Here is a 13,720-nt window from a genome sequence, read left to right as displayed (position 1 = left end):
TATTTTCTGCGTCAGCGCACGGGCCCAGTTCAGCAGCCTTGCATTCTGCTCCCCGCAAGCCAGAATAAGCGCAACTTTATGCGGAACCGTCTATGACTGATCAGCCCTCTTCTTCAGCGCCAGCGCCGCCGTCTTGGCAGCAAGCTATTTTTAACCGCCACATGTTTATCTGCGTGCTAACTGGCTTTGCCTCCGGTTTGCCGCTGTATTTTTTGATTCAGTTGGTGCCGGCTTGGCTGCGCAGTGAGGGTGTGGGCTTGGCCGAAATTGGCTTGTTTGCGCTGATTGGCTTTCCCTATAACTGGAAGTTTGTGTGGGCTCCGCTGATGGATCGCTATGTGCCGCCCTTTTTGGGGCGCAGGCGGGGCTGGATGATCATCAGCCAGTTCGGTTTGATCGCGTCGATGGCGGTGCTCGGCTTTATCGACCCTAAGTTTTCGGTGGGCCTTGTCGCCTACGGCGCGGCGGCGGTAGCTTTTTGCAGTGCTAGCCAAGACGTGGTGCTAGATGCCTATCGGCGCGAGTTATTGCGCGACGATGAGCTGGGGTTGGGCAATGCCATTCACGTACAGGCCTATCGCTTGGCGGGTTTAGTGCCGGGCTCGATTGGGGTGATTCTGGGTGACTACCTGCCCTGGAGTACGGTGTTTATGGTCATGGCCGCCTTTATGCTGATTGGCGTGGCTATGACCCTGTGGATAGAGGAGGCGGTCGACGCTAGCATCGCGCCGCTCAGCCTGCGGGCCGCCGTGGTCGAACCCTTTAAAGAGTTCGTTAACCGCAAGGGTTGGGCCAGCGCATTGTATTTATTACTGTTCTTATTCCTGTATAAGCTCGGTGACAATATGGCCACGGCGCTGTCGTCGCCGTTTTATATTGATCTGGGCTTTTCGCTTACAGAAATTGGCACTATTGCGAAGTCGGCCTCTTTGACGGCGGCCATTATCGGTGGCCTCGCGGGCGGGGTGATTATGATTCGCCTCGGGATTAACCGCGCGCTGTGGTTGTTTGGGGTGGTGCAGGTGCTCAGTATTCTGGGGTTTGCAGCGCTGGCCGAAATTGGCCCCGACCGTTGGGCGCTGGCGACCGTGATTGTATTTGAATACCTTGGTGTCGGCTTGGGCACCGCTGCGTTTACCGCGTTTATTGCTCGCGCCACTATGCCAGCATACGCCGCAACCCAATTCGCCTTATTCACAGCGCTGGCTGCGGTGCCGCGCACCTTTGCCAATGCCACCACGGGGATTATTGTGGAAGCCGTGGGCTGGACCAGTTTTTACTTGCTGTGCACCGCAGTGGCAATTCCGGGGATGTTGATGCTGTTCAAAGTGGCGCCGTGGAATGAGCCTAGAGGTGGTATTTGAAGGCGGTCTTATAAGTGTGGATCTTGTAGTTGAAAAAAGGGGGCGCGCGAAGCGGCCCCCCCCCTTTTTTTTTATAGGCGCGCTAGCTTCAGTCTGGCTCGAATTCTAAAACGCCGTTGTCCATAACAATGGTGTCTCGTTCAACGCATATAACGCGAAAGTAGGCTTTGCCCGGCGTGTCGTCATACCAGAGCTCGGTGCGCAGAGTTTCGTCTGCAAATATGGGTGCTTTGTAGCGCAAGCCCATGTGCTTGAGGCGCTGGGCTTGGTCTGCGCAGGCCAAATGAAGCAGGGCGCGACCGGCTACACCAAAGGCGCAAACGCCGCGCAGTGGCGGTTTGCCTTCGGCACCGGGAACATTTTTAAGTGCGCCAACAAATTGTTCGCCAAGGTGGTAGCGGGTGTTGTCGCTGCTTGGTGTTGCAAGGTCTAGGCTTTGGTCTGGGGCGCGATCAGCCGGTACTTTAATGGGTGCTGGGGTGTGGGTGGCAGCGCCGCCAAAACCGCCATTGCCCATTAAAAATGTACCAATGCGAATGGTGGCAACGGGGCTGTTGTCGGCTTCGCTCAGTACGCGCTGCTCGTACATAAAGGCGCCTTTGCCGGGGCCGCGATCGTAAATTTCTTCAACGTGGTAATTGGCGGTGAGGGTGGCTGCACTGGCAATGGGCTTGTGGATGGTAATCGATTCTTCGGCGTGCAGGGTTTTGCGCCAATCGATGCCTGTTGCGGGGTCCATGGTCCACATGGTGCCTTCGTTTAGCACAATGGCCATCATCGGTAGCGCTTTGAGCTGCTCGTTATCGCTAATATATTGCTGTTCTTCAGCGGTAATTGCTGGGCCGTCGCCAGCGGCAATGCCTAGTGCGTAGGCAATGCAGTCGTCTTTGTCGTAAGACGCAGTTAATGGCTCGAAAGGCCAGTTCATTAGGGCGTCGTAATTTAGTTGCATGGGTGTGCTCTGTTTATCTGCTGAGCTCATAAGCTTGTGTCTCAATTGTTTGAGGCCGATAAATAATGGTGCGTGGCGCTCGTTGTATGAGACTGATAATAACTTATAATGTGTAAGTTTTAAAACTAATAATTCGTTATTTATTCTTTTAAACTGGTGCTATAGCTCAGTTATGGGGAATTAATTCGACTTAGATTTTGGCTGATTATGTGTTTGTTATTGATCCTTTGCAGGGGTGTTTAAGCCGATCAAGCTGGTGGCGAGTAGCTCTGGGGCGGCAATCATCACGTCGTGGCAGCAATCTAGGCTTAATATGCTGCTAACACCGCCGAGATTGTCGATAAAGCTGTGCTGGCGGGCAGGATTGATGGCTCTATCTTGGGTTAGTAGCAGCCAGTGCCGTGGGCAATGCGGCATGTTGGCGCGGCTGATTCGCTCTCGGGTGATTGATGTGGCTTCCCGGCAGAGACCGGCCGCTAAAAACTGTTTTTGATCGCGATTCATGCCGTTACCAAACACCCAGTTAGCGAAGAAGCTGGGTAGCGGTGGCATGGTTTTTAGGTGTTTGGCGGCTAATTTGGCAATTGGCGCCATGGGCGGGTCTAAAGACTCGACCACGCTGCTGCCTTCTTTGGGAATACAGCAGCTGACAAATACCATGCTGTGTACGGCGGCTTCGCCGAGGGCGGCGGCCAGTGCGGGCATGCTGATACCTGCCATGGAGTGGCCGACGAGCATGAGTTTGCCCTGGAGCTGGGCGCCGCTAATTTGTTTTAGCATGCTAGTGACGCAGTCGGCGATGGTGAGGGTGCTTAAGTCGCCGGCCTCGCCGTTGCGCCCAGGTAGGTTAACTGCCAGCAGAGGTATGTCGGTATGGTGACGAAGGGCGGCGATAGTCGGCTCCCAGCAGCGGGCATCGTGTTGGCCACCGTGAATAAATACCATGGCATTTGCATTCATTTGCTGGGGTGCTCCGAGAGAAAATCGATTAGGGCGCGACTGGCCATGTCATTGCGATCACCGGCAACCATGTGTCCGGCACCGGCGATGTCGACAAAATTGAGGTGGGGGATGTCACGCTTAAGCTCATCCACGCTCTCCATGCTGACGATGGTGCTCAATTGCCCGCGAATTAATAAGCAGGGCTGCTTGATTTTAGGTGCGGCAGCTTGCATTAAATTGCTGAGTTCAAGCACTTTGTTCTGCCAGTCACCGGCGATAAAGTTGGGGTCCCAGTGCCAGATCCAGCGGCCATCGGCGCGCTTGCGCAGTACGCGGCTGAGGCCGGACTGGCTGGCTTGGCGCTGGCGGCTGGGGTTGTGCTTGGCAATGCTGAGTTCGGCTTCGTCAAGGCTGGCAAAGCCCTCGGGGTGGGCGCGCATAAAATCGACAATGCCTTGGGCGCCGGTAATTTCGATGGTGGGGCTAACGTCCACTAACACCAGTGCACGGCATAATTCTGGGCGACGTGCCGCCAGCAATAAGGATAATGCGCCGCCAATAGAGGCGCCAACCAAGACTGCAGGGCCGGGGATTTGTTCGCAGCAGGCCTCAATATCGTCAAGCATGGATTCAAAAAGGTAGTCGCCATCGCTGGCCCAGTCAGATTCGCCGTGGCCGCGCAAGTCGATACTGATCGCCCGATAGCCCTGCTCTGCCAGATGCTTGGCGGTGTGTTGCCACGACTGCCGAGTTTGGCCGCCGCCGTGCAGAAGCAATGCCGTGGGTGCATCGCTCGCGCCAAGGCTGTCGGCTTGGAGTATTAGTTGGCTTTTTCCGTGAAACGCAAGGGTGGTGGGGGTTTGCGTGCTTGGCGTGGTATTCATTTTAAGGCGCCTGTATCTTCTTATTGGCCAAGGAGGGTCCCCCGGTACTTAAAAATAACATAGTGTCATTTATGTGATTTAAATACGGAGTCAGCCGAAAATCAAGTCGGGAGCTTGCCGTGCTTGCGTGGTGTAGAGTTGGCGGGTGTAAAAATGGCCGAGATTACTTGTGAAAATAAATGACTATATGTTAGTTTGTGATATTCAAAAATAGCGTTTTTCAAAATGCTCAGGAGGCAGTGTGCGCGAAGCGGTGATAGTGGCGACAGCCCGAACCCCCATTACAAAAGCCTATAAAGGGGCTTTTAATAATACCAAGTCGCCCAGTATTGCTGCAGCGGCAATTCGCGCAGCGGTTGCCCGCGCGGGTTTGGCTGGCGATGAAGTCGAAGATTTGATTCTGGGCTGTGTACTTACCGCAGGTACCCAGGGTTTAAACGTTGCTAGGGCTTCGACCTTGGCGGCGGGTTTACCAGTCACCGTGCCCTCGCAGACCATTGATCGTCAGTGCTCCTCTGGCCTAATGGCTATTGCCATTGCGTCTCGGCAAATTATGGCCGACGGCATGAATGTGGTGGTTGCCGGTGGGGTAGAGAATATTACCGCAATGAATGCCCCTTATTTTAAATGGGCGCGGGACGAGCGTGACCCGGCGGTTCTCAAATTTCATGAGCACGCTTATATGCCGATGCTCGAAACTGCGGAGTTTGTCGCTAAAAAATATAAGGTCAGTCGCGAGGTGCAAGATGCTTACGCGCTGGACTCGCAATTGCGCATGGCTCAGGCACAGCTTGATGGTCGTTTTGATCAGGAGATTATTCCTGTCACAGTGAATCAAGCCTTCAAAGACAAAGGCAGCGGTGAAGTGAGCTATAGCGATGTGACTGTCGAACGCGATGAAGGTTGCCGACCCGGCACCACCTTGGCGGGCTTAGCATCATTGCAGCCGGTTGTTGACGGCGGTTGCGTTACGGCGGGCAATGCCAGCCAATTATCCGACGGCGCCGCCGCCTGCGTGGTGATGGAAGCCGCTGAAGCCAGTCGGCGCGGTTTGGCGCCGCTGGGTCGCTATGTGGGTATGGCAGTGATGGGCAATGCCCCAGAAGAAATGGGCATTGGTCCAATTTATGCCATTCCTAAATTACTTGAGCGTCATGGTTTGAGTGTTGAGGACATCGGCCTTTGGGAGCTAAACGAGGCCTTTGCCGTGCAGTGCCTATACTGCCGCGATGCGCTGGGAATTGATCCGGCGCGTTTCAATGTTAATGGTGGCGCGATTGCAATGGGCCATCCTTATGGCATGAGTGGTGCGCGTATGGTCGGCCACGCCCTAATTGAAGGTCGTCGTCGCGGCGTGAAGTATGTGGTGGTGTCGATGTGTATTGGCGGCGGCATGGGCGCAGCTGGTTTGTTTGAAGTGTTTGCCTGAGGGCCTTGTAGTATGAGCGATGATTTAGCCCCTGCACTGCTGACAATTAACGGCGCGATTGCCGAAGTTAGCCTTAATCGACCCAAGTCTTTGAATGCCATTAATGTTGAAATGGCGATTGCCCTGCGCGATATTTTTGCGCAGCTCGGCCAGAATACCGAGGTTCGCGCCGTTATTTTACGGGGTGAAGGCCGAGTCTTTATGGCTGGTGGTGATCTGAATTATTTCCGACAAGCGAGCGATAAGGCTGCGGCGGCAGATGCGCTAATTGGCCCTATTCATGAGGCCGTGAGTTTACTGGCCAGCCTGCCGCAAATTGTTATTGCTTGCTTGCACGGCGCAGTAGCAGGTGCGGGCATGAGTTTGGCGATGGCCGCGGACCTTGCTGTGGCTGAGCAGGGCACGGTTTTTAATATGGCCTATGCCAAGGTCGGCAATAGCCCCGATTGCTCTGGTTCGTGGTCCTTGCCGAGAATCGTTGGTGTGCGCAGAGCGCTAGAGATTGCCCTGCTGTCTGATGATCTTAGTGCAGAGCAGGCAATGAATCTGGGTTTGATCAATCGCCATGTCGATAAAGGTCAGCACGAGATAGAAGCGAAAAAACTTGCCGAGCGCATTGCGGGAAATTCTCCAGTGGCGATGGCTAATATTAAAAAGCTAATGCGCCAAAGCCATAGCTACAGCCTTGAACAGCAGCTGAAATCGGAGGCCGATGCGTTTGCAAGTACCGCAAGTGGCGAGGATTTTAGTGAGGCGGTCGAGGCTTTTTTTGAGCGCAGAAAACCCGTATTCAGCGGCCGCTAATTTGCGAGGCCGTTAGGGCAAAAGTGTAAATGGAATATACAAGTTCAGTAAAAATACACCGTATTAATGTTGATGGTGCCGAGATTCAGGTATTTGATTGGCCCGCGGCGAAAGCCAGTGCGCCTAGCTTATTACTTGTGCATGGCTATCGCGCCAATGCCCATTGGTGGGACGCAATTGTCGAGGCGTTGCTTGGTAAGTTTCGGATTATTCTCCCAGAGTTTTCGGGCATGGGGGGTAGCGACTGCCGCGAGTCTTATCAGCCTATTCAGGGCGCCATTGATGTAGCCGGTGTGATTCAAGGCTTAGACTTGCAGTTAGATTGGGTGATTGCCCATAGCTGGGGTGGTCACCAAATGGCAAAAGTTGTGCGGATGATGCCTGAGCGCTTTGCGCGGCTGGTCATGGTCGACAGCTTTTTTATGGTCAATGTCGATGAGGAAATTCCCGCCGGTGCGGCTATTGGCAACACCCGTGAATACCTTGATAAAGAAGACGCAATAGCGCGATTTCGCACATCGCCGCGCCAGCCGATACCAGAACCTATTCGCCGGGACTTGGCTGATAAGTCTTTACGTCGGCGTGGTGATGCGTGGGTGTGGAGTTATGATTCAGGCTTGCCGGTATTGACACCTGAACTTGATGACGAAGCGCTACTTGAAAATTTACCGGTGATCAGCCATTACTTATTGGCTGGTCAGAGTCCGGTAGTAGGGCCAGCACGTGCCGAGCGCATAGCGGCACTGGCCAAGTGCGAAACATATCAGATTATTCCCAATGGACATCACCACCTCATGCTTGATTCACCCGCGCAGATGCTGGGGGTGCTACAAGATTTAAATGGATTTATGCCTGAATAGTCAGGCCTATTAAACAATAATAATGTCGCTTATATCGCTAAGTGCGATGGCAAATACGGAGAGTGTGTATGCAGCAACTAAGTCCGATGGACGCCTTAATGTTGTACATAGAGTCGGCGAGTGCGCCTAATCAACTGAACCCAGTGATTGTATATGAACCCTCGTCTACCGAGAGCGGGATCGTGCGGTTCAAGGAGATTCTGGACAATATTGCCTCGCGACTGCATTTGGCGCCGAGCTTTCGGCGTAAGCTAGTTTTTCCACCGCTTAATCTGGATGACCCCTACTGGGTGGACGATGAAAATTTTGATTTGGAATTTCATGTTCGCCATATCGCGCTGCCCAAGCCTGGTGACTGGCGCCAATTTTGTATTTTGATTTCTCGTCTCATTGCTCAGCGGGTGGACTTGAGTCGTCCGCCTTGGGAAATTATTGTTATTGAAGGCCTGGATAATATCGAGGGGCTACCAGCAGGGTCTTTTGCAGTATTGTATAAAATTCACCACGCCTGCATGGATGGTATTTCTGGCGCCGAGCTGATGTCGGTGCTGCAAGACTTGGGACCCGAAACGAGCAATCTCATTGCGGCGCCCGAGTGGCAGCCTAAATCTGCGCCGGGGCAATACCAGCTGCTTTACCGGGCGGGGAAAAAGCTACTGAGCCGACCGAGCCATACTCTTGGCGTGGCAAGAAAGATCTTTCCGGTGCTGCGGGCTGGTAAAACGGTGGAGAAAAAACGTGCTGCTGGCCTGCGGGTTCCCCACACTCGATTTAATAATGCGCCCAGCCCTCAGCGCGCGTTTGATGCCTGCTTTTTTGCGCTGAGTGATATTAAAAAAATCAGAAATTTAGCAGAAGGCGCAACGGTAAACGATGTTGCGCTGGCCATTGTGGCGGGCGGCTTGCGCAGATATTTGCTGGCAAAAGATGAATTGCCAGACGGTTCGCTGGTCGCTGGGGTGCCGGTATCAACCCGCAGCGCGGGCAGCGCCGGAGGCAATGAAATAAGTGCGCAAACCTCCAAATTGTATACCGACATCGAAGATCCCCAGCAGCGCCTAATCGCCATTTGCGAGGCCATGCAAGAGAACAAAGCCTATTTGAATGCGGTAGGCGCGAAAGAATTGGCTGGCTTGTCGACGATTATGCCAGGTCAAATACTGGCGTATATGGCCAAGACCGCCTTGTCTTTGTCGGCGCGAATGGGTCGAGATTTGCTCTGCAATACCATTGTGACCAATGTGCCTGGCGCCCAGGTACCGCTGTATTTTACGGGTGCTAAAGCGGTGAAGATGTTTGGGGGTGGCCCAATATTACTGAATATTTCATTGACTCACGTTATTAGCAGCTATTGCGGTGAAATGGCGGTGAATATAACCGCTTGCCGGAAGTTAATGCCTGATCCGGCGTTTTACCGGGAGTGTATTCAGGCGTCTTTTGATGAGTTATTGGCGGCGTCTGCGGCGCTGTAGGTGTTAATTAAAGCGGCGTTCTATTACGCCGTTTTAATCTTTCTAATGGCGGGTGTTTGTTAACTATCGCCACGTGGTATTGTATTATTCCACGCTGTAGATAATTAGAGCTAAATTTACGCTAAGCGTACTGAACGTCGCTTGGCCAAGAGCCACAATTTGATTTTGAGTGAGTATATGTCTATTCAAGCAGCTAGCGCCCCAATCACAATCTTCGGACCGAATCCCAAGAGTGATGTTATCGATTGCTTTGAACCTGCCACGCGGGTTTCACTTGGTCAGGTGCCGGTAGACACCGAAGAAGATGTTGCGCTTGTTGTTGCGCGGGCGCGTAAAGCACAGGCGCAGTGGAAACATTCGACTTTTGCCCAGCGCCGTAAAGTACTGGAAAATATACTGGATTATATTCTTGATCACAGTGATGAAATTTGTGAGATCGTTGCTCGCGATGCGGGTAAGACTCGGGAGAATGCGCTGCTTGGCGAGATCTTGCCGGCCTGCGAAAAAATTCGTTGGACACTGAAAAATGGCGAGCGTCATCTGCGCGACGAGAAAGTGTCATCGGGCATATTGCTGCATAAAAAAGCCCGTATTGAATATCATCCGCGGGGGGTGATTGGCGGCATTATTCCCTGGAACTACCCCTTTCAAAATATGATGATGCCCGTTGTTCCCGCCTTGTTTGCGGGCAATGCGGTGGTATTAAAACCCAGTGAATGGGTGGCGTGGTCTAGCCAGCAGTTTATGAAAATATTTCATGAGGCATTGGCTGCAGCGGGCGCGCCAGTTGACCTTATCCAAGTGGTGCAGGGCTTTGGCGCCACTGGTAATGCGTTAGTGCGCGCGGTAGACGGTATTATTTTTATTGGCTCATGCGGCAATGGTCGGCGGGTAATAGAGGCGAGTGCTGAGCGCATAATTCCTGTGACCATGGAGCTGGGCGGCAAAGACGCGTTTATTGTTTGCGAAGACGCGAATATTCAACAAGCGCTGTCTGCAGCTATTACGGGGACGTTTTTAAATAGCGGCCAAAACTGTGTTGCCTCAGAGCGTATTCTGGTTCATGACAAAATTTACGCAGAGTTTGAGAAGCAGGCCGCAGCGACAGTCAAGGCGTTTAAACAGAGTAATCCTCTTGGCGGTGGCCAGCCTGATATGGGGTCGATGAATACGCCTATCCAGCTTGCCTTGGTGGAAAAACTGGTCAATGACTCTATCGCAGCGGGTGCTCGGCTGGTAACGGGTGGCAAGCGGGTGCTAAGTGAGGAGGGCGAATATTATGCACCAACCATTCTTGCGGATGTCGATTCAAGCATGCCGATTATGCAGGAAGAGACCTTTGGTCCAGTGCTGGTGTTGTGCCGTTTCCACAGTGATGATGAGGCGGTAGAAATTGCCAATAGTACGCCGTTCGGTTTATCGAATAGTGTGTTTTCCGCTAATAATGCCCGGGCTAATGCTATCGCGCGTCGGGTGGAGTCCGGTATGTGCTCAATTAATGAATTGGGTGGCATGACCTATTTTGCTGGCGACCTGCCTTTTGGCGGCGTTAAGCAATCGGGTTTTGGCCGTATTGGCGGGCGGGATGGTTTGCGTTCACTGTGCCATGCAAAAGCGGTATTGGACGAGCGTGTACGCCTGCCCTTTGCTATGAGTATGCTGCCCAATGGCGCGAGCACCTATGAGACCGCGAGCGCTGGTATTCGCGCTATGTACAGTAGAAAAGCGAGTGATAAATTTAAGGGGTTTCGTGAGTTACTGCGTATTCGTAAGTCAGTAAAGAACGGTAGCTGAATAATTTTGATTTAAAAAGGGTAGATGCCAATGCATCTACCTTTTTAAATTTTTGAAGTTTGAGTGCGGGATAATGCCGCACTAGCTAAAATATTGGCGAATGATAATTAGCGGAGTACACAGCGCCAGCCAGTAGCAGCTATTCCAAATAGCTATCCAAAAAAGCACTTGGGCAAGCGGCGTGTCGTCTAAGTGGCGCTTGCAGAGTATCTTCTCAATTTGTGCTTGGCCCTTGTCGTTTTGGTAGTGAAGTAAGAAGGCCAGAATCACCGCAAATAACGCAAAGGGTATGCCAGGGTAAAGAAGGGGCATGGTACCCGCCTCGGTGCGCAGCGCTGGGCCAATCGTTTTGGTATAGGTCCATAATCCTGCTTGGGCTACCGCTAGGTATTCTGTTACGACATTAAAGAAATACAAGGTGGGGCCAGCGACTGTTGCGCAGATAATAAATAATTTTTTGGTGTTGCTTGCCGTGTTGAAGTACTTAATGAGCGCGGAAATACTAGTGAAAGCAGCCCACATAAACACCGGATAAGCGGCGACGTTAAACCAGGGCTTGTGCTCAATAGACCAGAGGGTCTTTCCCCAGGGCATCATATAAAACCCCTCGTTCCAGACTAAAAATGCACCCCAGTCAGCGTAAAATTCCTGCCAGAAGATACTGCCACCACAGATAAAATACAGTAGGTGGCGACTTAGTTTCCTTTGTTTGTGGGAGTCAAAAATGCCGTAGCAGAGTAATGCCAGCGAGGTGTAAAGCCAAAATAGCTCAAAATTTGATGTCGACATTTTTATATCCAGCACAATTGGGTATTCGGAAAATCTGTGGCTCGCAAGTCAATTAAAAATTCCATTGCAGGGCCAGATTGTAATTAGTGGGTGGTGCCAGTGCCTCTAGGCGACCGAAGTCATTGGGGAACTGGGAATAAGCGTATACCGTGTCTGTCAGGTTTTTTCCCGATGCGGTAATTCTTAGATCCCAATCTTCTATTAGGAAACTGGCGCGGGCATTTATTAAGTGATACTCCTCTTCGTAGAATAAGGTGTTTTGCGCTTGGTAGGGGTAGCCCGAGTTGTAGTAGCCATCGACGGTAAGCTCAAGTGGCCCTGCGCTAAAAATAAAGGACTTACTGATTGCCATCGTCGCAGTGTACTCCGGGGTGCGAACCATATTATTGCCAGTAAAGTCTTGACCACCCTCATAGATTCCGGTCTCTTCATTAAAGCCCGAGCCGTCTTGGTAGTCGGTGTAGATTGCGTCGAGGTAGGCGCCACTAACTGACAATACTAAATTATCAATTGTGCTGGGAAAAATAAGGATGCGCGAATCAAAATCGACACCTCTGATCCGACCTGCACCGGCATTTTCAAAGGTGACTGCGCCGCCGTTTAGCAAGGAGGTAAACTGTACCTGAATGTTTTTAATCTCTGTTTGAAAAATAGCACCATTAAGGGTGAAACCATTGTTGTTGGAATATTTGGCCCCTATCTCATAGGCCACGACCTCTTCCGGTTCGGCATAATCGATATCGTCGGTGACATTAATGGTATTGAAGGTGCCACTTTTATAGCCTTCTTGCCAACTCATATAAATCATAAGGTCGTCACTGGGAAAAAAGTTAAAGGCAATTTTAGGCGAGAAGTTGGTGGTTTCTACCGCGTTCTCCCCTACACCGTCGTTTACCCAATCAAAAACTTGAGTTTCGGAATCGTCGCTGCTGAGGAGTTGCGTGCTGGATTTTAATACTACACGCTCTTCTTCTTGATAACGTCCGCCAAGGGTTAATTGAACCCAATCAGCTAATGTGAAGGTGCTTTGCAGGAATACGGCTGTAGATTCAGTTGCTAGTAGGCCGTGGAGACCGAGGTTAACACCGCCAGTAAGCGGTACTGAACCCAATAAATTTGTAAGCGGCGCGGGAAGGAGGCCGAGAATTTCGGTGATCGGAAGTCCAAAGAGTTCACCCTGTTCGCCGCCAAAGAGTGAAAATTTTGGATCTAAACCGGCAACACTGTCTATATAGTAAAAACCGCCTATCCATTCTAGCCAGTTTGAACCCCAGCTATCTTCATTGGAAATGAATTGCAATTCGGCGGACTTAACATCCGAAAAGGTTGGCGAACCAAAGGATATTATTGGGGCGTTGGTTCCGTCAAAATCAGTGAGGCATTGGGGATTGAGAATCGACTGCTTGCTGAGTATAAGTTTGCTATCAAGTTTATTTAGGTAGAGGTTTGCTTCTGCAAAATAAACTTTATTGTCGATATCAAAATTGATCGGCGCGTCAACAGAGGCGGTGTAGTCGCGGGCTTGCTTTTCGCCACCCAACGATTGAGTAAGCGAGGACGGGTTTGTATTTGGCGCCAAGGCGGTATTAAAACCAGATTGGTCAATACGCACCGCAGCTAATAGGATATCGAATTTCTCGTAAGCCAGCATGGTTTTTAAGCGATAGCCTTTGGCGACTTCTTGAGGAATTCCCTGCTGCTTGGATTCAGGCTCAAAAGTATAGTAATTATCAGAAAGATTATGGAAAAGCGCGAGCGTAGTCGCCCAGTGATCTGTTGCGGGTAGGTTAATAAGGCCGCTCGCTTTTTTGGTATTGAAACTGCCGTAGCTGGCCTCAATAGAGCCGTACATTGCTTCGATGCTAGGTTTTTCGGTGGTAATACTGATTGCGCCGCCAGTGGTGTTACGCCCGAATAAGGTGCCTTGCGGACCCTTGAGTACTTCGATGCGCTCTACGCGACCAAAAGATTGCGCAAGGCCGCTAGAGAACGGGTAGTAAATACCGTCGATATAGGTGGCAACACTAGGGTCGGCCATTAAAAATGCATCGGAGCCGACACCGCGAAGGTACACGATAGAAAAACCAGTCGCTGAATTATAGGTCAAGCCTGGGGTGATGGCTTGCAGGTCAGTGGGGTCATCGACACCCATAGCCGCAAGCATATCGCCACTGAAGGCGGTAACTGAGACGGGAACATCTTGCAGGTTTTGCTCTCGCTTTTGGGCCGTAACCAGCACTTCTTCGAGTAGTCGGTTTCGCGATCTAGCCTCCTGGGCAAGCGCGCTGTTGGAAAACAATCCAAGATACGTCAGTAAATGAATTGCAATGAAAATTGAAGTTATTCTGCTAGTTTGAAGCAAGGTTTGTTTTTTCATTTTTTTTTGCCCTTATTATTTTGATTGTGAAAACATGTCCTTTTCGGTTTGAG

11 protein-coding genes are annotated in these 13,720 nt (G+C 51.4%); 6 read left to right on the top strand and 5 right to left on the bottom strand.

What is annotated here, in order from left to right; all coding sequences use genetic code 11:
- The first annotated feature begins 92 nt into the window (after positions 1-92).
- Positions 93-1,364, top strand: a complete 1,272-nt coding sequence (locus AB4876_RS05775; protein WP_368380698.1) for an AmpG family muropeptide MFS transporter — start codon at positions 93-95, stop codon at positions 1,362-1,364.
- An 88-nt stretch (positions 1,365-1,452) separates the two neighbouring features.
- Here AB4876_RS05775 and AB4876_RS05770 read toward each other — a convergent pair whose 3' ends face one another.
- From AB4876_RS05770 to AB4876_RS05760, 3 genes are all read right to left on the bottom strand, one after another.
- Positions 1,453-2,346: an FAS1-like dehydratase domain-containing protein gene (locus AB4876_RS05770; RefSeq protein ID WP_368380697.1), complete on the bottom strand. Its 894-nt coding sequence runs from the start codon at positions 2,344-2,346 to the stop codon at positions 1,453-1,455.
- A gap of 186 nt (positions 2,347-2,532) precedes the next feature.
- Positions 2,533-3,276, bottom strand: coding sequence for an alpha/beta fold hydrolase (locus AB4876_RS05765; RefSeq protein ID WP_368380696.1), 744 nt, complete (start codon positions 3,274-3,276; stop codon positions 2,533-2,535).
- The gene (locus AB4876_RS05760; RefSeq protein WP_368380695.1) at positions 3,273-4,142 is read right to left on the bottom strand and encodes an alpha/beta fold hydrolase; all 870 of its coding nucleotides are present in this window, start codon (positions 4,140-4,142) and stop codon (positions 3,273-3,275) included. Before AB4876_RS05760 ends, AB4876_RS05765 begins: the two co-directional genes overlap by 4 nt.
- Before the next feature lie 241 nt (positions 4,143-4,383).
- Here AB4876_RS05760 and AB4876_RS05755 point away from each other — a divergent pair, with 241 nt between their 5' ends.
- The 5 genes from AB4876_RS05755 (at position 4,384) to AB4876_RS05735 (ending at position 10,501) form a co-directional block, all read left to right on the top strand.
- A complete protein-coding gene (locus tag AB4876_RS05755; protein ID WP_368380694.1) occupies positions 4,384-5,571 on the top strand; it encodes an acetyl-CoA C-acyltransferase in 1,188 nt (395 codons plus the stop codon).
- A gap of 12 nt (positions 5,572-5,583) precedes the next feature.
- Positions 5,584-6,375, top strand: a complete 792-nt coding sequence (locus AB4876_RS05750; RefSeq protein WP_368380693.1) for an enoyl-CoA hydratase/isomerase family protein — start codon at positions 5,584-5,586, stop codon at positions 6,373-6,375.
- Between the two features lie 29 nt (positions 6,376-6,404).
- On the top strand, positions 6,405-7,235 hold the full coding sequence (locus tag AB4876_RS05745) for an alpha/beta fold hydrolase (protein WP_368380692.1): 831 nt from the start codon (positions 6,405-6,407) through the stop codon (positions 7,233-7,235).
- Between the two features lie 68 nt (positions 7,236-7,303).
- The gene (locus tag AB4876_RS05740; RefSeq protein ID WP_368380691.1) at positions 7,304-8,707 is read left to right on the top strand and encodes a WS/DGAT/MGAT family O-acyltransferase; all 1,404 of its coding nucleotides are present in this window, start codon (positions 7,304-7,306) and stop codon (positions 8,705-8,707) included.
- 177 nt (positions 8,708-8,884) lie between these two features.
- Entirely contained in the window at positions 8,885-10,501 is a 1,617-nt protein-coding gene (locus tag AB4876_RS05735; protein WP_368380689.1) for an aldehyde dehydrogenase family protein, read from the top strand.
- Positions 10,502-10,582: 81 nt separating this feature from the next.
- Here the strand turns inward: AB4876_RS05735 and AB4876_RS05730 are convergent, their stop codons facing one another.
- On the bottom strand, positions 10,583-11,290 hold the full coding sequence (locus AB4876_RS05730; RefSeq protein ID WP_368380687.1) for a spirocyclase AveC family protein: 708 nt from the start codon (positions 11,288-11,290) through the stop codon (positions 10,583-10,585).
- 52 nt (positions 11,291-11,342) lie between these two features.
- Positions 11,343-13,667 (bottom strand): TonB-dependent receptor, encoded by a 2,325-nt coding sequence (locus tag AB4876_RS05725; protein WP_368380686.1) that lies wholly within the window; start codon positions 13,665-13,667, stop codon positions 11,343-11,345.
- Positions 13,668-13,720 lie beyond the last annotated feature (53 nt).

This window comes from Zhongshania guokunii, from assembly GCF_040892635.1.
Lineage (GTDB): Bacteria > Pseudomonadota > Gammaproteobacteria > Pseudomonadales > Spongiibacteraceae > Spongiibacter > Spongiibacter guokunii.
This window is presented reverse-complemented; position numbering and strand designations above follow the sequence as displayed.